Source organism: Mesorhizobium sp. 2RAF45 (genome assembly GCF_052115225.1).
In the GTDB taxonomy this organism is placed as follows: domain Bacteria; phylum Pseudomonadota; class Alphaproteobacteria; order Rhizobiales; family Rhizobiaceae; genus Mesorhizobium; species Mesorhizobium jarvisii.
The window spans coordinates 422,305-439,315 of the sequence record NZ_JBFRGG010000002.1; the positions used below are offsets into that span (position 1 = coordinate 422,305).

The 17,011-nt window shown below is 64.1% G+C and carries 14 protein-coding genes; 10 read left to right on the forward strand and 4 right to left on the reverse strand.

Annotated elements, in window-relative coordinates; translation table 11 throughout:
* The first annotated feature begins 19 nt into the window (after positions 1 to 19).
* From AB4Z43_RS06950 to AB4Z43_RS06960, 3 genes are all read left to right on the forward strand, one after another.
* A complete protein-coding gene (locus AB4Z43_RS06950; protein ID WP_038649155.1) occupies positions 20 to 1,327 on the forward strand; it encodes a DUF6638 family protein in 1,308 nt (435 codons plus the stop codon).
* 105 nt (positions 1,328 to 1,432) lie between these two features.
* On the forward strand, positions 1,433 to 2,557 hold the full coding sequence (locus AB4Z43_RS06955) for a DUF2333 family protein (protein ID WP_019860715.1): 1,125 nt from the start codon (positions 1,433 to 1,435) through the stop codon (positions 2,555 to 2,557).
* Between the two features lie 315 nt (positions 2,558 to 2,872).
* Positions 2,873 to 4,552, forward strand: a complete 1,680-nt coding sequence (locus AB4Z43_RS06960; RefSeq protein ID WP_064980621.1) for a formate--tetrahydrofolate ligase — start codon at positions 2,873 to 2,875, stop codon at positions 4,550 to 4,552.
* Between the two features lie 69 nt (positions 4,553 to 4,621).
* Here the strand turns inward: AB4Z43_RS06960 and AB4Z43_RS06965 are convergent, their stop codons facing one another.
* A complete protein-coding gene (locus tag AB4Z43_RS06965; protein ID WP_441936637.1) occupies positions 4,622 to 5,266 on the reverse strand; it encodes a cysteine hydrolase family protein in 645 nt (214 codons plus the stop codon).
* A gap of 125 nt (positions 5,267 to 5,391) precedes the next feature.
* Here AB4Z43_RS06965 and AB4Z43_RS06970 point away from each other — a divergent pair, with 125 nt between their 5' ends.
* Complete coding sequence (locus AB4Z43_RS06970; protein ID WP_441936639.1) at positions 5,392 to 6,378, forward strand: helix-turn-helix domain-containing protein; 987 nt, start codon at positions 5,392 to 5,394, stop codon at positions 6,376 to 6,378.
* Positions 6,379 to 6,396: 18 nt separating this feature from the next.
* Here AB4Z43_RS06970 and AB4Z43_RS06975 read toward each other — a convergent pair whose 3' ends face one another.
* Complete coding sequence (locus tag AB4Z43_RS06975; protein WP_441936641.1) at positions 6,397 to 6,954, reverse strand: sugar O-acetyltransferase; 558 nt, start codon at positions 6,952 to 6,954, stop codon at positions 6,397 to 6,399.
* Positions 6,955 to 7,093: 139 nt separating this feature from the next.
* Here AB4Z43_RS06975 and AB4Z43_RS06980 point away from each other — a divergent pair, with 139 nt between their 5' ends.
* From AB4Z43_RS06980 to AB4Z43_RS06995, 4 genes are all read left to right on the forward strand, one after another.
* Positions 7,094 to 7,555, forward strand: coding sequence for a membrane protein (locus AB4Z43_RS06980; RefSeq protein ID WP_027047309.1), 462 nt, complete (start codon positions 7,094 to 7,096; stop codon positions 7,553 to 7,555).
* Complete coding sequence (locus AB4Z43_RS06985) at positions 7,552 to 8,928, forward strand: FAD-containing oxidoreductase (protein WP_069093004.1); 1,377 nt, start codon at positions 7,552 to 7,554, stop codon at positions 8,926 to 8,928. Before AB4Z43_RS06980 ends, AB4Z43_RS06985 begins: the two co-directional genes overlap by 4 nt.
* Positions 8,929 to 9,039: 111 nt before the next feature.
* Entirely contained in the window at positions 9,040 to 10,215 is a 1,176-nt protein-coding gene (locus AB4Z43_RS06990) for an MFS transporter (protein WP_441936643.1), read from the forward strand.
* 111 nt (positions 10,216 to 10,326) lie between these two features.
* The gene (locus AB4Z43_RS06995) at positions 10,327 to 11,382 is read left to right on the forward strand and encodes a succinylglutamate desuccinylase/aspartoacylase domain-containing protein (protein WP_064980631.1); all 1,056 of its coding nucleotides are present in this window, start codon (positions 10,327 to 10,329) and stop codon (positions 11,380 to 11,382) included.
* A gap of 1 nt (position 11,383) precedes the next feature.
* Here the strand turns inward: AB4Z43_RS06995 and AB4Z43_RS07000 are convergent, their stop codons facing one another.
* Complete coding sequence (locus AB4Z43_RS07000) at positions 11,384 to 12,154, reverse strand: isocitrate lyase/PEP mutase family protein (protein WP_064980633.1); 771 nt, start codon at positions 12,152 to 12,154, stop codon at positions 11,384 to 11,386.
* A gap of 318 nt (positions 12,155 to 12,472) precedes the next feature.
* Here AB4Z43_RS07000 and AB4Z43_RS07005 point away from each other — a divergent pair, with 318 nt between their 5' ends.
* Both AB4Z43_RS07005 and AB4Z43_RS07010 read left to right on the forward strand, forming a co-directional pair.
* On the forward strand, positions 12,473 to 14,662 hold the full coding sequence (locus tag AB4Z43_RS07005; protein ID WP_064981644.1) for an anthranilate synthase: 2,190 nt from the start codon (positions 12,473 to 12,475) through the stop codon (positions 14,660 to 14,662).
* A gap of 5 nt (positions 14,663 to 14,667) precedes the next feature.
* A complete protein-coding gene (locus tag AB4Z43_RS07010) occupies positions 14,668 to 15,615 on the forward strand; it encodes a cation diffusion facilitator family transporter (RefSeq protein WP_019860730.1) in 948 nt (315 codons plus the stop codon).
* A 243-nt stretch (positions 15,616 to 15,858) separates the two neighbouring features.
* Here AB4Z43_RS07010 and AB4Z43_RS07015 read toward each other — a convergent pair whose 3' ends face one another.
* A complete protein-coding gene (locus tag AB4Z43_RS07015) occupies positions 15,859 to 16,962 on the reverse strand; it encodes a hypothetical protein (RefSeq protein ID WP_441936646.1) in 1,104 nt (367 codons plus the stop codon).
* Positions 16,963 to 17,011: the final 49 nt, after the last annotated feature.

The following is a 17,011-nucleotide window of genomic DNA, read 5'->3' on the forward strand; positions in this document are numbered from 1 at the left end:
CGAACGGGGAGAAGGAAAGATGAGCCACCCCGCCAAAAAACCCGACCTCTTGCGCGACAACGAGCTCATCTACGGCCGGCTGCTCACCGTCGACGAGCCGCATCTCATCCAGCGTTACAACAAGGCGCTGGCCGCCTTCGGCCTGCCTCCCACCAAGCTGAAGAGCTTCCAGATCGACCGCACCGGCTTCTCGCCCGAGATCGCCGACGAATGCGGCGACCCCGACTATCTCGACCCCAACGAGGTCAATCGCCGTTTCATCATCCTGACGCCGTCGCAGATCGACCTGCCGGTGGTGCACACGGCCTTCTCCAACACCTCGCAGCTGATGTTCGAGTTCATGTCCAAGAACCAGCGCGCCATCGACGCGCTGACGATCAAGGATGTCATCTACGGCGAGATCGAGGATTCCGTTCCCAAGGTCAACGACATCGAAGACCTGCTGTCGATCAACCAGGTTGAGTTCAAGGTGCTGTCAGCCGAGGACGTGCTGGGTAAGGCCGCTGAACTCGGCAAGCTTGTCGACCGGCTGAGGCAGGAGCCCGACGCCTGGCGCGACAACGCCATGCTGACCCGCATGGTGGAGCTGGCGAAAATCTGCGGCGACATCCGCGAGAACGCGCTGGTGCCCGACCAGGTGATCTTCCGCCACAATGCCTACTGGACCAGCCATTTCGGCGGGCTCTACGTGTTCGTCGATCCCGACATGACGACGGTGATCAGCGATCCGGCGGCCCCGGGCTTTCGCCGCTCGCGGCCGTGGCAGGTGAGCTATCTCTCGATCAACGACGCCGACAAGGTCTTCAAGTTCCTGGCCAGCACCGGCCGCATCGAACTGCCGCGCGCCTCCTGGATCGAAGCGTCCGGCTATCTCGAGCACCGCGCCGAGATGGTGGTGCGCGCGCTGATCCGCGACGCCGAGCCAAACCGCAACCTGACCGATGTCGACAAGGTCTGGCTACAGACTTGGATCCAGAGCCATGCCGACCTGATCACCAAGGACGGCAATTTCCCTTTCCTCAACGCCGCCAAGCGCGAAATCGCCCAGCTTGGCCATCTCAAGATCGAGGATGTGTTCCCGCAGCAGCGCTTCCTTGTGGTCCGCGCCAAGCCGGACCATCCCGACGCCTGGCTGACCAACCGGCTGATCTCGGATTTCGTGCCGAGCGACTTTGTCTCGCGCTACATCTTCAACAAGCAGGGCTTCTACAAGGACTATGACGGCTTCAGCGACGCCTGGAGATCGCATGTTGTGGACGTTCTGAAAACCACATATTTGAAGGACAAGGTGGCGTTTCGCACACGCCTCTACGGCCTGACTGACTAGAACGAAATGAGCTGTCATTTCGTTCTAACTTGTTGTTTTGGCGCATGATGTTATCCAAAAAGTCTGCAACTTTTTGGCATCATGCTTTGAGGGGGTGACACAGCCATGCTCGATCCGATCGTCAATTTCTTCACCCGGATTTTCCAGTGGATCGGCCGCGGCATTGGCCTTCTGATTGGCGCCATCCTGTGGCCGTTCCTATGGGCCGGCCGCTGGTACACGCAGCGTGGCTGGATCCTCAAGGCCGTGCTCGGCCTGGCCCTGTTGGTGCTGATCGGCCTCTACGCCAACTTCTTCTATGCCACCCAGTGGTGGAACAATTTCAACCCGAACTATCCGGACACCTACACGTTCGAGAAGCGCAATGTTTCCGCCGGCGAGCAGGTGGCCGCCGGCACCGGCACCGACACGGCCAAGACCTGCGGCAACTCCGGCATTGCCCAGATCGCGGCCGATCTGACCGACTTCAACGTCAACCAGAATGCCTGGATCTCGTCGATGATCCTCTACAAGCTCGGCCTGTTCGGCATCGACTGGGACAACACGCCGTGGATGGACAACAAGGCGTCGTTCCAGCGCGGCATCAACCAGGCGGTGCGGCGCACGGCGACCGAACTCGCCGACAATCTCGGCCGCGTGCGCACGACCTCGCAGATCGATGCCGATCTGCAGGATGCGCGCGGCAATCTGCAGTTCGACGAATACACCTGGTATTTCGGCGTAAGCCCGTTCGGCCCGAAGACGCCGACCCCGAGCTACTATCGCGACGCCGTGCGCAAGCTGCGCTCATTCAATGCCCGCCTCGCCACCTGCCAGGCCACTTTCGATGCCCGCGCCGACAATCTGAAGCAATATATCGACCGCATCGCATCGGACATTGGCTCGACCTCCGCCATCCTCAAGGAGCGTGCCGAGAACCACAACAATGGCTGGTTCGATACGCGCGCCGACGACCGCTACTGGTTCGCCTATGGCCAGCTCTATGCCTATTATGGCCTGATGAAGGGCGCGCAGGCCGACTTCGAGGACGTCATCAAGGAAAAGCACCTGCAGAGCCTGTGGGACACGATGGACGCGCAATTTGTCTCGGCCCTGCGCATACAGCCGTTCATCATCGCCAATGGCCGCGAGGATGGCTGGCTGCTGCCGACGCATCTGACGACGATGGGCTTCTACATCCTGCGCGTGCGCTCCAACATGGTCGAAATCAGCAACGTCCTGACGCAGTAGCGTTCGGTTGTCGCGGTTCCAGCGATGGCGAATTTGCGCCGTCGCCTCTGTCGCATTCCGTGCATTGTGCGGCTGTTTTGAGACGGCGGAAACGCCGCCGCTCTGGCTTCTATACGGCGCGGCAAGCGGAGCCAGAAAGAACCGAGGACAGGTCGGCCGGCCGCACAAGAATTTTCTCTATAGGAAACATAGTTGCATGGAAGTTGACGCCACGGCAGCGACAGGGTTAGAACATGCCCGCGCGCCCGGTTCCAACCTGCATGCGATAGAGATCAACCCCGTCCCCTCCACCGTTCAATCCAGAGGAAAGCCGTCATGGCCGAAGTGAAGTCCGACATCGAGATCGCGCGCGCCGCCAAGAAAAAGCAGATCCAGGAGATCGGCCAGAAGATCGGCATCCCGACCGAACATCTGCTGCCCTATGGCCACGACAAGGCCAAGATCTCGGCCGAGTTCATCAAATCGGTGAAGGGCAACAAGGACGGCAAGCTGATCCTGGTCACCGCCATCAACCCGACGCCTGCCGGTGAAGGCAAGACCACCACCACCGTCGGCCTCGGCGATGGCCTCAACCGCATCGGCAAGAAGGCGATCGTCTGCATCCGCGAAGCCTCGCTCGGCCCGAATTTCGGCGTCAAGGGCGGTGCTGCCGGCGGCGGCTACGCACAGGTCGTGCCGATGGAGGACATGAACCTCCACTTCACCGGCGACTTCCACGCCATCACCACCGCCCACAATCTGCTTTCGGCCCTGATCGACAACCACATCTACTGGGGCAATGAGCTCGGCATCGACACCCGCCGCGTGGTGTGGCGCCGCGTCATGGACATGAACGACCGGGCGCTGCGCGAAATCATCTGCTCGCTCGGCGGCGTCGCCAACGGCTTCCCGCGCGAGGCCGGCTTCGACATCACCGTCGCCTCGGAAGTCATGGCCATCCTGTGCCTTGCCACCGACCTGAAGGATCTGGAAAAGCGCCTCGGCGACATCATCGTCGCCTACCGCCGTGACAAGTCGCCGGTCTATGCCCGTGACCTCAAGGCCGACGGCGCCATGGCCGTGCTGCTGAAGGACGCCATGCAGCCCAACCTGGTGCAGACGCTGGAGAACAACCCGGCCTTCGTCCATGGCGGCCCGTTCGCCAACATCGCGCATGGCTGCAACTCGGTCGTTGCCACCACCACGGCGCTGAAGCTCGCCGACTATGTCGTCACCGAAGCCGGTTTCGGCGCCGACCTCGGTGCCGAGAAATTCTTCGACATCAAGTGCCGCAAGGCGGGCCTCAAGCCGGCGGCCGCCGTCATCGTCGCCACCGTGCGCGCCATGAAGATGAATGGCGGCGTCAAGAAGGAAGACCTCGGCAAGGAAAACGTCGAGGCGGTGAAGAAGGGCTGCGCCAATCTCGGCCGCCACATCGAAAACATCAGGCAGTTCGGCGTACCGGCGGTGGTCGCCATCAACCACTTCTATTCCGACACCGACGCCGAAATCCAGGCGATGAAGGACTATGTCGCCTCGATGGGCGAAGAGGCGGTCTTGTGCAAGCACTGGGCCAAGGGCTCGGCCGGCATCGAGGAGCTCGCCAACAAGGTGGTGGCGCTGGCCGAATCCGGCGCCTCGCAATTCGCGCCGCTCTATCCCGACGCCATGCCGCTGTTCGAGAAGATCAACACCATCGTCCAGCGCATCTATCGCGGCTCGGAAGCGATTGCCGACAAGTCGGTGCGCGACCAGTTGCACGCCTGGGAGCAGGCGGGCTACGGCAACCTCCCGGTCTGCATGGCCAAGACCCAGTACTCCTTCTCGACCGACCCGAACCTGCGCGGCGCGCCGACCGGCCACACCGTGCCGGTGCGCGAGGTCAGGCTTTCGGCGGGCGCCGGCTTCGTCGTCATCATCTGCGGCGAGGTCATGACCATGCCCGGCCTGCCCAAGGCGCCGTCCTCGGAAAAGATCTTCCTCAACGAGATGGGCCAGATCGAAGGCCTGTTCTAGAACCCTTCAAAATCGCAAATGCCAAAGGGCGCCGCAGCGATGCGGCGCCCTTTTTGTTTGCAGAACGGCCTAAGCCGCGTTGCGCGCCAGCGCCCGCTGGTTGGAGGCGTAGATCGTGTCGCGCTCCGGCAAGGCGCCGGTCTTCAGGCATTCCGTCCATTCGGCGGTCTTCAGCACCGCGGCGAAGCGCGACTGCAGGATGATCGTGACCACGCGGTGGATCTCCTCGGCCGAGGCATAGCCGGCGCTGTTGGCATAGGGCACCGAGCCGGTCGCGTCGGACAGGAACTCGACGGCAAAGCCCATATGCATGGCATGGATAATGGTCGACAGGTCGCAATTATGCGTCATGTAGCCGACCACCGTGAGCGTATCGATGGCGTTGGCGCGCAGCCACGCCTCGAGGTCGGTGCCGGTGAAGGCCGAGGGCAGCATCTTCTCTACATAGTGGTCGCGGCCGCGCCTGGCGATTTCGGGATGCAATTCACCGCCGTGACTGCCCTTGGCGAAGATCGGCGAGGTCTCGGGCGCCATCTGCTTGACGACCACGACCTTGATGCCGGCGGCCGTCGCAGCGTCCATGGCACGTGCCACATTGACGACGCTGTCGCGGAACGGCGGATGCTGGATGGCCAGATTGCCGCCATCATAGTCGTTCTGGACGTCGATGACGATGAGCGCGCGGCGCGGTGTGGTGTTGGCGGGGGCAGACATGGTGTTTTCCTTCCGGCTTGAATGCGATGGGCCGAAAATAAGCCATTCGATGAGCAGCCAAAAGTGGCCCGATTGACATCATTCGAAAGAATTGGGACAATCCAGCTTCCGAACCGGAAACGCCCATGACCGCCCCGATCATTGCCGCCCTCGCCTTCGATGGCATCAGCCCGTTTCATCTCTCCGTGCCTTGCCTGGTGTTCGGCGCCGATCGCACGAGGCTCGGCCTGCCGCGCTTCGACTTCCGTGTCTGCGGGGTCGAGCAAGGCATGATCCGGACCGACGCCGGGCTGAGCATCCTTGTCCCGCATGGGCTGTCCGCGCTCGACGATGCCGACATCATCATCATCCCGAGCTGGAAGGATCTCGAAGCCCCCCTTGCCAGGCCGCTCAACGAAGCGCTCGGCCGCGCGCACCGGCGCGGGGCGCTGATTGTCGGCCTGTGCCTCGGCACCTTTGCCATTGCCGCCGCCGGCCTGCTTTCGGGACGGAAGGCGACCACGCATTGGGCCTATACGGACCAGCTGCGTGTCCTGCATCCCGACATTTCGGTCGATGCCGACGTGCTTTATGTCGATGATGGCGACATCGTCACCTCCGCCGGCGTCGCCGCCGGGCTGGACTGCTGCCTGCATATCGTGCGCGCCCGTTATGGCGCCGAAGCGGCACTGCGGCTCGCGCGGCACGTCGTGCTCTCACCGCACAGGCAGGGCGGGCAGGCGCAGTTCATCGAACGCCCCGTGGCAAAGAGCGCGGATGCCGACCGCTTCACCCAGGCGCTGGACGCGGTCCGGACGACACTCAACGAGGCGCACAGCCTGGACAGCGTCGCCGAGGCCGCCGGTCTGACACGGCGCACCTTTACCCGCCGCTTCCAGAAATCGATCGGCACCAGTTTTGGCGACTGGCTGACCAGCCAGCGCATCGAACTGGCGCAACGCCTGCTGGAAGCGACGGAAAAATCGATGGACATCGTGGCCTTCGAGGCCGGCTTCGGCAGCGCCACCTCGCTGCGCCAGCATTTCGCCGCGCGGCTCCGGACATCGCCGGCGCAATATCGGCGCGAATTCTCCCGGCGGGTAGATTGGGACGAACGGGTGGCGCAGGCCTGACCGCATTGCGCCAGATCGTCAACCGCGCTTGACCGGTCGCGCCGGATTGCCGATCACCGTCTCGTTTGCAGGCACATCGCGCGTCACCACAGCGCCGGCGCCGACTATGGCGCCCTCGCCGATGCTGACGCCGCCAAGGATGATGGCGCTGCCGCCGATCCAGGCATGGGCGCCGATCTCGACCGGCCTGGCGATCTCCAGCCCCGCCTGTCGCCCGGCAGCTTCCTTGTGGTGTTCGGCGCAATAGATCTGCACATTGGGGCCAAGCAGCGTTCCCTTGCCGATGCGCACGGCTGCCGTGTCGAGGATGGTGCAGCCGGCGTTGAGGAAGACGCCATCGCCGAGAAGAATGTTGAAGCCGTAGGCGCAGTGGAACGGCGCCTCGATGCGGGCGCCCTCGCCCACGCCGCCGAGCAATGCCTTCAGGCCCGGCCCGAGATTTCCGCGCTGCCTTGGCGGCAGGCAATTGTGCTCGAACAGCGCGTCGCGCGCGAGGGCACGCAGCGCCTCCAGCTCGTCATCCAGGCAAGTGTACCATTCGCCGGCCGCCATCTTCGCGCGCTCGCTTCCAGCCATGGCGGGTCTCCGATTGACGTCCTTGCAAAGCATAGTTGCGGCCAGCAGAAAAGCGCCAAGCCAAGTACTGGTCAAATATTGGACCTATGGTAGCCTGCCGTCTCAAGGCCGTCCTGGCCTGGTGATCGAGGGGATCAACATGCTCTATCTTCTTGCACTTCTCATCGGCGTCATCGCCGGCCTGCGCGCCATGACCGCGCCTGCCGCGGTCGCCTGGGGCGCCTATCTGGGCTGGCTGCCGGTTGCCGGCACCTGGGCAAGCTTCATGGGCCATTGGGCCGCCGTCGGCATCTTCACGATCCTGGCCATCGTCGAGCTCGTCACCGACCAGCTGCCGTCGACGCCAAGCCGTAAAGTGCCGCAACAGTTCGGCGCCCGCATCATCATGGGCGCCTTCACCGGCGCGGTAATCGGCGCGACCGGTGGTGCCACAATAGGCGGCCTGATCGCCGGCGCCATCGGCGCAGTCATCGGCACGTTGGGCGGCGCCGAAGCGCGCGGCCGGCTGGCGGCCGCCTTCGGCAAGGATCCGCCCGCTGCCTTCATCGAGGACGCGGTGGCGATCATCGGCGGCCTGCTGATCGTGGCGGCGGTGGCATGACGGCAAAAACTTTCGACGCCATCATCATCGGCGCCGGCCAGGCCGGCACACCGCTCGCCGGAAGGCTGAACGCAGCCGGCATGAGCGTGGCGCTGATCGAGCGCAAGCTGGTCGGCGGTACCTGCGTCAACACCGGCTGCATCCCGACCAAAACGATGGTGGCGAGCGCCTATGCCGCGCATCTGGCGCGGCGTGCCGCCGACTATGGCGTGACGCTCAGTGGCCCTGTAGGCGTCGACTATGCCAAGATCAAGGCGCGCAAGGACAAGGTTTCGGGCGCCTCCCGCACGGGGCTGGAAAGCTGGATCGCCGGCATGGACAAATGCACGCTCTATCGCGGCCATGCGCGCTTGGAATCCGCCAATACGGTGCGCGTTGGCGACGACCTCCTGACCGCCGGAAAGATCTTCCTCAACACCGGCGGCCGCGCTTCCGTGCCCGATTTGCCCGGCATCCACGACATCGACTATCTGACCAATTCCTCGATGATGGATCTCGAGGTCCTGCCGCGCCATCTGATCGTCGTCGGCGGCAGCTACATCTCGCTCGAATTCGCGCAGATGTTCCGCCGTTTCGGCTCGGACGTCACCGTCATCGAGAAGAGTCCGCGCCTGACCGGCCGCGAGGACGAGGACGTCTCGGCCACCATCCTGTCCATCCTCGAAAATGAAGGCATCACAGTCCATGTCGGCGCCGACGACATCGGCTTCGCCAAACAGGGCGACGATATCGCCGTGACCTTCTCGGCCGGCAAGCCGCCCGCCGTCGGTTCTCATGTGTTGCTGGCGCTCGGCCGAACGCTCAACACCGACGATCTCGGCCTCGACAGAGCCGGCGTGGCCCTCGACAAGCGTGGCGCCGTTATCGTGGACGACCAACTGCGCACCAGCGTGCCCGGCATCTGGGCGATGGGCGACTGCAACGGCAAGGGCGCTTTCACCCACACCTCCTACAATGACTACGAGATCGTCGCCGCCAACCTGCTCGACAACGACCCACGCAAGGTCAGCGACCGCATCGAGGCCTATGCGCTCTACATCGACCCGCCACTCGGCCGCTGCGGCATGACCGAGGCGGCGGTGAAGAAATCCGGACGCCGCGCGCTGGTCGGCCAGCGGCCGATGACACGTGTCGGCCGCGCCGTCGAAAAGGGCGAGACGCAAGGCTTCATGAAGATCCTCGTCGATGCCGACACCAGGGAAATCCTTGGCTGTTCGGTGCTCGGTCCCGGCGGCGACGAAGCGGTGCATTGTGTGCTCGATCTGATGTACGCCAAGGCACCGGTAGACACGCTGGCGCGCGCGACGCACATCCACCCCACGGTCTCGGAACTGCTGCCGACGATTGCCCAGGAACTGAAGCCGCTGGCGTGAAACGCTTCGAGCTGGGGACTTTCTGCATCGGTGCATTGCAGCAATGTGCATTGCGCATAGCTCGTGTCCTCGTTCAATCTCCGGATTGAACCGATTCAGTCTGGACGCCCCATGCCTCTGCCGATCCTTGCGCTTGCCATTGCGTCCTTCTGCATCGGCACCACCGAATTCGTCATCATGGGCCTGCTGCCGGAGGTCGCCGCCGACCTTCGCGTGTCGATCCCTTCGGCCGGCCTGCTTGTCACCGGCTATGCGCTGGGCGTCGTCTTCGGCGCCCCGATCGTCGCGATGGCCACCGCGCATCTGCCGCGCAAGCCGGTGCTGGTGGGGCTGGCCGCTTCGTTCGTCGTCGGCAATCTGTTCTGCGCCATCGCGCCTGACTATTGGACACTTATGGCGGCGCGTGTCTTCACCGCTTTTGGCCACGGCGCTTTCTTCGGCATCGGCTCGGTCGTTGCCGCCAGCCTGGTGCCGCGCAACAAACGCGCCAGCGCCATGGCCCTGATGTTTGCCGGCCTGACGCTTTCCAACATTCTGGGCGTTCCAGCCGGTACTGCACTTGGCGAAGCTTTCGGCTGGCGCTCCACATTCATCGCCGTGGTCGGCATCGGCTTGATCTCGGTCGCTGCCATCGCCTGGCTGGTGCCGTCGGATGTCGCCGAACCGAGCGGCGGCGGCCTGCGCGGCGAGTTGCGGGTGCTGGGCAGGCTACAGGTCTGGCTGGCGATGCTGATCGCCTCGCTGGCCTCGGCCAGCCTGTTTGCCGTTTTCACCTATATAAAACCCTACCTCACTGAAGTGTCCGGCCTGTCGACGTCTGCAGTCACCTGGGTGCTCCTGTTGTTCGGCGCCGGCATGACCATCGGCAACATCATCGGCGGGCGGCTGGCGGACTGGAAGCTGATGCCGACCGTCATCGGCACGCTGTTGTTGATGGCAGTGCTGTTCGTCGGCTTCATGCAGTTCGGCGCGATTGCCAGCGTCGCCATCGGCATTGTCTTCCTCTGGGGACTGCTCATCTTCGTCGTCGTGCCGCCGCTGCAGATCCGCGTCGTCGAGGCCGCTTCCGAAGGACCGAACCTTGCCGCCACGCTGAACCAGGGCGCCTTCAATGTCGGCAATGCCGGAGGCGCCTGGACCGGCGGCGTGGCGCTTTCGGCGGGCGTCTCCTACGCCCAACTGCCGCTGGTCGGCGCGATGCTCGCCTTGCTGGCGGTCACCGTCGCGGTGCTGTCGCAAGCGCTGGACCGGCGCGCGCCTGTCCCGCTCCAGGCTGCCGCCGAATAGACGTCGATTCGCCAAAGCGACGGAAATCTTGCGCCCATAGCGCGGCCGACTGGACCAATCGACAGCGATCCCTCAAATGGGCATGTCTTCTCGCTCTAACTGGAGAAAGTCATGCAGAAATCGATCGAACGCATCGCCGGCGACAGCGAGGGCGTTTCCTACGAATTTCCGGTGTTTCGCTTCGCCGGCGCCGACAAGGCGGCGCTATCGGCCTATCTGCAGGCCGCCCTCCATGCCGGCGAGTTGCCGGGGGTCGTCGCCATCGACGCGCTGATGCCGGCGCTGAACAAGGCCGCTGCCGAAGGCCGCATCAAGGGCGACATCACCATCGTGCCCTGGGCCAACCCGATCGGCCGCGCGCAATATCATTTCGGCGAGCATCAGGGCCGCTTTCATTTGGGCACCCGCACCAATTTCAACCGTGCTTTTCCGCTGCTCGCCGCGCCCGACGCCAAGCTCTTGCCCGACACCAGCTTTGGCGGCGCCGACCAGCGGCTGAAGTCCCGCCTGGTGCAGCTGTCGCTCGGCCACGACATCGTGCTCGACCTGCATTGCGACGATGAGGGCCTTGCCTATCTCTACATCCACACCAGCCTGTGGCCGGCCATGGCCGATTGCGCCGCCGCCATGGGCGTCGATGCGGTGGTGCTGTGGAGCGAGGACACCGACGGCACCTTCGAGGGCGCCTCGATCATGCCCTACCAGAACGTTCCTGCCGACGTGGCGAAGTTCGACCGCCGTGTCGCCACCACGGTCGAATATCGCGGCATCCTCGATGTCGATGGCGCCCTGGCCAAAGCCGACGCCGAAGGGCTCTACCGGCTGCTGGTGGCACGCGGCGTGGTCGTCGACGGCGCGCTGCCTGCGCCCGGCCCATTCAAGGGCGTCGTCGCGCCGTTGGAAAACATCGACATGATGCCCGCCCCCCGAGCTGGCGCTGTGCTCTATGACGTGAAGCCCGGCGACCGTGTCGTCAGGGGCGATCGGCTCGCCACCATCGTCCACGCGCCGGGCGAAACCGATGGCCGCGCGGAAGTGTTCGCGCCGCAGGACGGCATCATCCTGACCCGCCGCTCGCGTCGCATCATCCGCGCCGGCGAGGATCTGCTGAAGCTGGTCGGCGACAGGAAAAGCGCCGATGCCAGGTCGGGTACGCTCGAGGACTGACCTAGCCCGAAATCGCCAACCGCGCCTTGGCCTCCAGCCATTCCGCCATTTGCCGATACGGCACCGGACCGTGGCTGATGCGGGCAACGCCGAGTTCGGCCAGCCGCTGGCGCGGCGGCACATGCGCCAATGCGATGATGTTGACCGGCAGTCCTGTTGCCCTGCACAGCGCCTCGATGAGACCCTCGTCGCCAAGGCCCGGCGCAAAGAAACCACTCGCTCCGGCCTTTTCATAGGCATGCGCCCGCTCGATCGCCTGCTCGAGCAGCGTCTTGTCATGCGCATCGGGCTTCGCCTTGAGGAAGATGTCGGTGCGGGCGTTGAGGAAGGCCGGTATACCCGAGGCCTTGACGGCGGCCGCGGCCGCTTCGACCCGCTTCACCTGGACGGTGATGTCGTGCAGGCCGGTGCCGCCGACGATCTGGTCCTCGAAATTGAAGCCGATAGCGCCGGCCTGCAAGGCGCGCGTCACCGTCTGGGCGACGACTTCCGGCTCGACGCCGTAGCCGCCCTCGAGGTCCATGGTCACCGGCAGGTCGACCGCCTGCACGATGCGCCTGATGTTGTCGAGCGCCAGCTCCAGCGGGATTTTCTCGCCATCGGCATAGCCGAAGGCGGCCGCGACCGGCCAGCTTCCGGTGGCGATGGCCTTGGCGCCGGCCTTCTCGACGATCTTGGCCGAGCCCGGATCCCAGGCATTGTAAAGAACGATCGGGTTGCCCTTGATGTGAAGGGAATGGAACGTCCGCGCGCGCTCGGCCTGGTCGGTCATGGGTGTTTCCCGTCTTGGTATTGTCGGAAGTCCAGCCTAGCCGGGACCGCCGGCCCTGGCGATGTGCCATGAGCCCCTGAAGCGGCGGCCACCGGACAGACGTTTCAAACCTGTTGCGCATCCGGTTTTTCGCCGCTATGGATTTCGCCATGAACATGCGTTCGACCAAGACCATTTGGTGGTGGGCCTGCTGACAGCGGCCTGTTCGAACGCGCGTGCGTGAAAAGAGAGGGTGGCCGCAACGGAAAGTCCGGGCGGCCATTTGTTTTTCCAAGCCAGTCCCGGGTCCGTTGCCCCAACAAGCTGATGGAGACGGCAATGACGATGAAGGTTCTGGAAAACGGCGCTGAAAGCTTCGTGACCGCGGGTGGCATCACCATCACGCGTGAGCGCCACGACCGGCCGTATGCGGGAGCGATCGACGCCTATGTCGATGGCCTGAACTCGCGCCGGGGCGCGGTGTTTTCCTCGAATTACGAATATCCCGGCCGTTACACGCGCTGGGACACCGCCATCATCGATCCGCCGCTGGTCATTTCCGCCCGGGGCCGCGCCATGCGCATCGAGGCGCTGAACCGCCGCGGCGAGGCTCTGTTGCCGGTCATCGGCAAGACGCTGGGCGGCCTTGCCGACATCACCATCGCCGAGACGACGAAGACGCTGATCCGCCTCGACGTCGCCAAACCCGGCCGCGTCTTCACCGAGGAAGAGCGCAGCCGCGTGCCCTCGGTCTTCACCGTGCTGCGCGCCATCACCGCTTTGTTCAAAACCGACGAAGACGCCAATCTCGGCCTCTATGGCGCCTTCGGCTACGACCTCTCCTTCCAGTTCGACCCGGTCGACTACAAGCTCGAGCGCAAGCCCAGCCAGCGCGACCTCGTGCTGTTCCTGCCCGACGAGATCCTGGTCGTCGACCATTATTCCGCCAAGGCCTGGACCGACCGCTACGACTATTCGGGCGAAGGATTTTCGACGGAAGGCTTAGCCCGCGACGCAATCGCCGAGCCGTTCAAGACCGCAGACCGCATCCCGCCGCGCGGCGACCATGAGCCGGGCGAATATGCCAATCTGGTGCGGCGCGCCATGGACTCGTTCAAGCGCGGCGACCTGTTCGAGGTCGTGCCCGGCCAGATGTTCTACGAGCGCTGCGAGACGCAGCCCTCCGACATTTCGCGCAAGCTGAAATCGATCAACCCCTCGCCCTATTCCTTCTTCATCAATCTCGGCGAAAACGAATATCTGATCGGCGCTTCGCCCGAAATGTTCGTGCGCGTCAACGGCCGCCGCGTCGAAACCTGCCCGATTTCGGGCACCATCAAGCGCGGCGACGACGCGATCTCGGATAGCGAGCAGATCCTGAAACTGCTCAATTCGAAGAAGGACGAGTCCGAGCTCACTATGTGCTCGGATGTCGACCGCAACGACAAGTCGCGGGTCTGTGAGCCCGGTTCGGTGCGCGTCATCGGTCGCCGCCAGATCGAGATGTATTCGCGCCTGATCCACACCGTCGACCACATCGAAGGCCGGCTGCGCGAAGGCATGGACGCCTTCGACGCCTTCCTGTCCCATGCCTGGGCGGTCACCGTCACCGGCGCGCCGAAACTGTGGGCCATGCGCTTCATCGAGCAGAACGAAAAGAGCCCGCGCGCCTGGTATGGCGGGGCGATCGGCATGGTCAATTTCAACGGCGACATGAACACCGGCCTGACGCTGCGCACCATCCGCATCAAGGACGGCATCGCCGAGGTGCGCGCCGGCGCCACATTGCTGTTCGACAGCATCCCCGAGGAAGAAGAAGCCGAAACCGAACTGAAGGCATCCGCCATGCTCTCCGCCATCCGCGACGCCAAGACCGGCAACTCCGCCAGCACCGAGCGCACCACCGCGCGGGTCGGCGACGGTGTCAACATCCTGCTCGTTGACCACGAGGACTCTTTCGTCCACACGCTGGCCAACTACTTCCGCCAGACCGGTGCCAATGTCTCGACCGTGCGCACGCCGGTGCCGGAGGAAGTGTTCGAGCGGCTGAAGCCGGACCTGGTCGTGCTCTCGCCCGGACCGGGCACGCCGAAGGATTTCGATTGCGCCGCGACCATCAGGCGAGCGCGCGCCCGCGACCTGCCGATCTTCGGCGTCTGCCTGGGCCTGCAGGCGCTGGCCGAGGCCTATGGCGGCGAACTCAGGCAACTGCATATTCCCATGCACGGCAAGCCCTCGCGCATCCGCGTCTCCAAGCCGGGCATCATCTTCTCCGGCCTGCCCAAGGAAGTCACTGTCGGCCGCTATCACTCGATCTTCGCCGATCCGGTGCGCTTGCCCGATGATTTCATCGTCACGGCAGAGACGGAGGACGGCATTATCATGGCTTTCGAGCACCGCAAGGAGCCGATCGCGGCGGTGCAGTTCCATCCGGAATCGATCATGACGCTCGGCCACAATGCCGGCATGCGCATCATCGAGAACATCGTCGCCCATTTGCCGCGCAAGGCGAAGGAAAAGGCAGCCTGACCTCGATGGCCGAAGCCGAGAACACGATGGCGATCGCAGCCAAGGCGGCCGCGAAGCGCAGGGTCGCCAACCTTGCCTTCTGGTCGATCGTGGTCGCCTTTGTCGTGCTCGCGCTGAAGTTGGCCGCCTGGTACATTACCGGCTCCGTCGCACTTTATTCGGACGCTCTGGAATCGATCGTCAACGTCATTGCCTCGGTCGCCGCCTTGTGGGCGATCCAGGTCAGTTACAAGCCGGCCGACCAGGATCATCCATTCGGCCATCACAAGGCGGAATATTTCTCGGCGGTGCTCGAAGGCGTGCTGATCGTCGTTGCCGCGCTGTTGATCCTCAACGAGGTCTGGCGGAGCTGGCAGACGCCAGCACCACTCGAACAGCCCTGGAAAGGTCTTGCCGTCAACGGCGTCGCCACCGTCATCAATGCCTTCTGGGCCTGGATGCTGATCCGCGTCGGCCGGGCGGAGAAATCGCCGGCGCTCGTCGCCGACGGCAACCACATCATGACCGACGTCGTCACCTCGGTGGGCGTCTTCGGCGGTCTGGTCGGGGCAATCCTGACCGGCTGGCATATCCTCGATCCGGCGCTTGCCGTCATCGTCGCGCTCAACATCCTGTGGCAGGGCTGGCACGTCATCGGCTCGTCGATGAACGGCCTGATGGACCGTGCCGTCGACACGCAGGAACACATGCGCATCCGCGACGTCATCTCGGCCAATTGCAAGGGCGCGCTGGAGGTGCACGACCTGAAAACCCGCATCGCCGGCCGCGCCACCTTCATCGAGTTCCATCTGGTCGTCGACGCCGACATGTCGGTCGGCGCCAGCCACGTCATCTGCGACCGCATCGAAGACGCGCTGAAAGCCGAAATCCCCTCGGTGCGCGTCACCATCCATGTCGAGCCCGACGACGAGGCCAAGCTGCCGAAAGGCACGACGGCCGTACCGTTTGCGTGAGGCGGTTCGCCGGCGCGACCTTGGAAAATTAGTCGAAGCCTCTCGACTTCGTCATCCACGGGCGGAGCAGGAGCGAAGCTCCGTCGCGGAGACCCGAGGATCCATGCCGCGACCTAGGATGAAGCACACGGCGGAAGACAATTCTGCACCGCAGCAGCGCTCAGGAGTCCCGGCATGGATCCTATGGTCTACGCCGCGTCGCTTCGCTCCTTGCTACGCCATAGGATGACCACGCGCTGGTATTCAAGGCGCACAGGCCGATTGCGGCATTGGCACCAGCCGATAGACCTTGTCGTCCGACTTCGTCTTGCCGTCCGCTGCCTTCGAGCAGAGATCGACGATCGCCAGGCTGTTGTTGGGATTGGCCAGCATCATCGTGCCGTTAGCGCCGCGCTTGAGGAAGATTTCCTTCTGCGCGATGTCGCAGGAGAAATCGCTCATCTTCGAACTTGCGGCGCAGCGCCACTGGTCGGCTTCGCCCTGGCAGGAATAGGTCTGCGTGACCTTTCCCGACTTCAGCCTGGTGGTCACCGAAACGGCGATGTCCGCGCCGTCAGGCCAGTTGGCGACGTCACCGCCCGACGCGAAGGACGCCAGTTCCACCGGCCCGCGGAAAACCCGGATCGACTGCGTCCGCTGGTCGGGATGCGAGGCCAGATGCGCCGCGTCATAGTCGCGGCCGTAGCAGAAGGCCTGGTCGGGCTTCAGCCGCTCGCGCAGCGGGAGGCCGAGCGCCGGATCGATCGGATCGATGCGCGCGAACTCGGCCTTGCAGGTCGCGGCCGGCATCGGGTCGAGGCGGAAATTGTCGTCCTCTGTGCCCAGCGCCTGCCTGTCATATTCGGCCTTGCCGAGTTCCTCTTCCGATCCGGCATCGAGATAAAGGTCGGCCGAGACATCGGTGACAACCAGACGGCCTTTGTCATCGACCTTCAGCGAGGCCATGGTGCGGTCGCAGTCCATGCCGCAACGGATCGGCCCTGATGTGCCATCCTCGGATTCATGGTTACACCAGCCGCCGGCCCATTGCGGCGCCTTGGCGCCACGCAACGTCGTGGTGAGAAAGCCATTATAGGATGTGTCGGCGTTTGCCGTGGGCTCTTCGTTCGGCCGGCTGACCGGATCATGGCCATAGTAGAAGAAGATCCGTGCCACCTTCTGCTTCGGATGCGCCTTAAGATGGGCTGCGTCATAGACCCGGCCGAAACAGACGTCCGCCCCGCTCGGGCTGAGTTCCCTGAGCTTGAGCGTGTCGTCAGCGACGGCTGTGCCTGTCAGCAAGCCAAGCAGCGCGGCACCAAATCCGGCGCCCGCGATTGTCTTCCATTCCCTTGCCCCGAACGTCATGTGACCTCTCCTCGCATCGACAGGACGTAGCGTCAACTTATGCTAGTAT

What these genes read in the sequence shown, in the direction of transcription:
- AB4Z43_RS06950 (WP_038649155.1), top strand. Translation starts at nt 20, where the DNA reads ATGAGCCACCCCGCCAAAAAACCCGACCTCTTGCGCGACAACGAGCTC.
- AB4Z43_RS06955 (WP_019860715.1), top strand. Translation starts at nt 1,433, where the DNA reads ATGCTCGATCCGATCGTCAATTTCTTCACCCGGATTTTCCAGTGGATC.
- AB4Z43_RS06960 (WP_064980621.1), top strand. Translation starts at nt 2,873, where the DNA reads ATGGCCGAAGTGAAGTCCGACATCGAGATCGCGCGCGCCGCCAAGAAA.
- AB4Z43_RS06965 (WP_441936637.1), bottom strand. Translation starts at nt 5,266, where the DNA reads ATGTCTGCCCCCGCCAACACCACACCGCGCCGCGCGCTCATCGTCATC.
- AB4Z43_RS06970 (WP_441936639.1), top strand. Translation starts at nt 5,392, where the DNA reads ATGACCGCCCCGATCATTGCCGCCCTCGCCTTCGATGGCATCAGCCCG.
- AB4Z43_RS06975 (WP_441936641.1), bottom strand. Translation starts at nt 6,954, where the DNA reads ATGGCTGGAAGCGAGCGCGCGAAGATGGCGGCCGGCGAATGGTACACT.
- AB4Z43_RS06980 (WP_027047309.1), top strand. Translation starts at nt 7,094, where the DNA reads ATGCTCTATCTTCTTGCACTTCTCATCGGCGTCATCGCCGGCCTGCGC.
- AB4Z43_RS06985 (WP_069093004.1), top strand. Translation starts at nt 7,552, where the DNA reads ATGACGGCAAAAACTTTCGACGCCATCATCATCGGCGCCGGCCAGGCC.
- AB4Z43_RS06990 (WP_441936643.1), top strand. Translation starts at nt 9,040, where the DNA reads ATGCCTCTGCCGATCCTTGCGCTTGCCATTGCGTCCTTCTGCATCGGC.
- AB4Z43_RS06995 (WP_064980631.1), top strand. Translation starts at nt 10,327, where the DNA reads ATGCAGAAATCGATCGAACGCATCGCCGGCGACAGCGAGGGCGTTTCC.
- AB4Z43_RS07000 (WP_064980633.1), bottom strand. Translation starts at nt 12,154, where the DNA reads ATGACCGACCAGGCCGAGCGCGCGCGGACGTTCCATTCCCTTCACATC.
- AB4Z43_RS07005 (WP_064981644.1), top strand. Translation starts at nt 12,473, where the DNA reads ATGACGATGAAGGTTCTGGAAAACGGCGCTGAAAGCTTCGTGACCGCG.
- AB4Z43_RS07010 (WP_019860730.1), top strand. Translation starts at nt 14,668, where the DNA reads ATGGCCGAAGCCGAGAACACGATGGCGATCGCAGCCAAGGCGGCCGCG.
- AB4Z43_RS07015 (WP_441936646.1), bottom strand. Translation starts at nt 16,962, where the DNA reads ATGACGTTCGGGGCAAGGGAATGGAAGACAATCGCGGGCGCCGGATTT.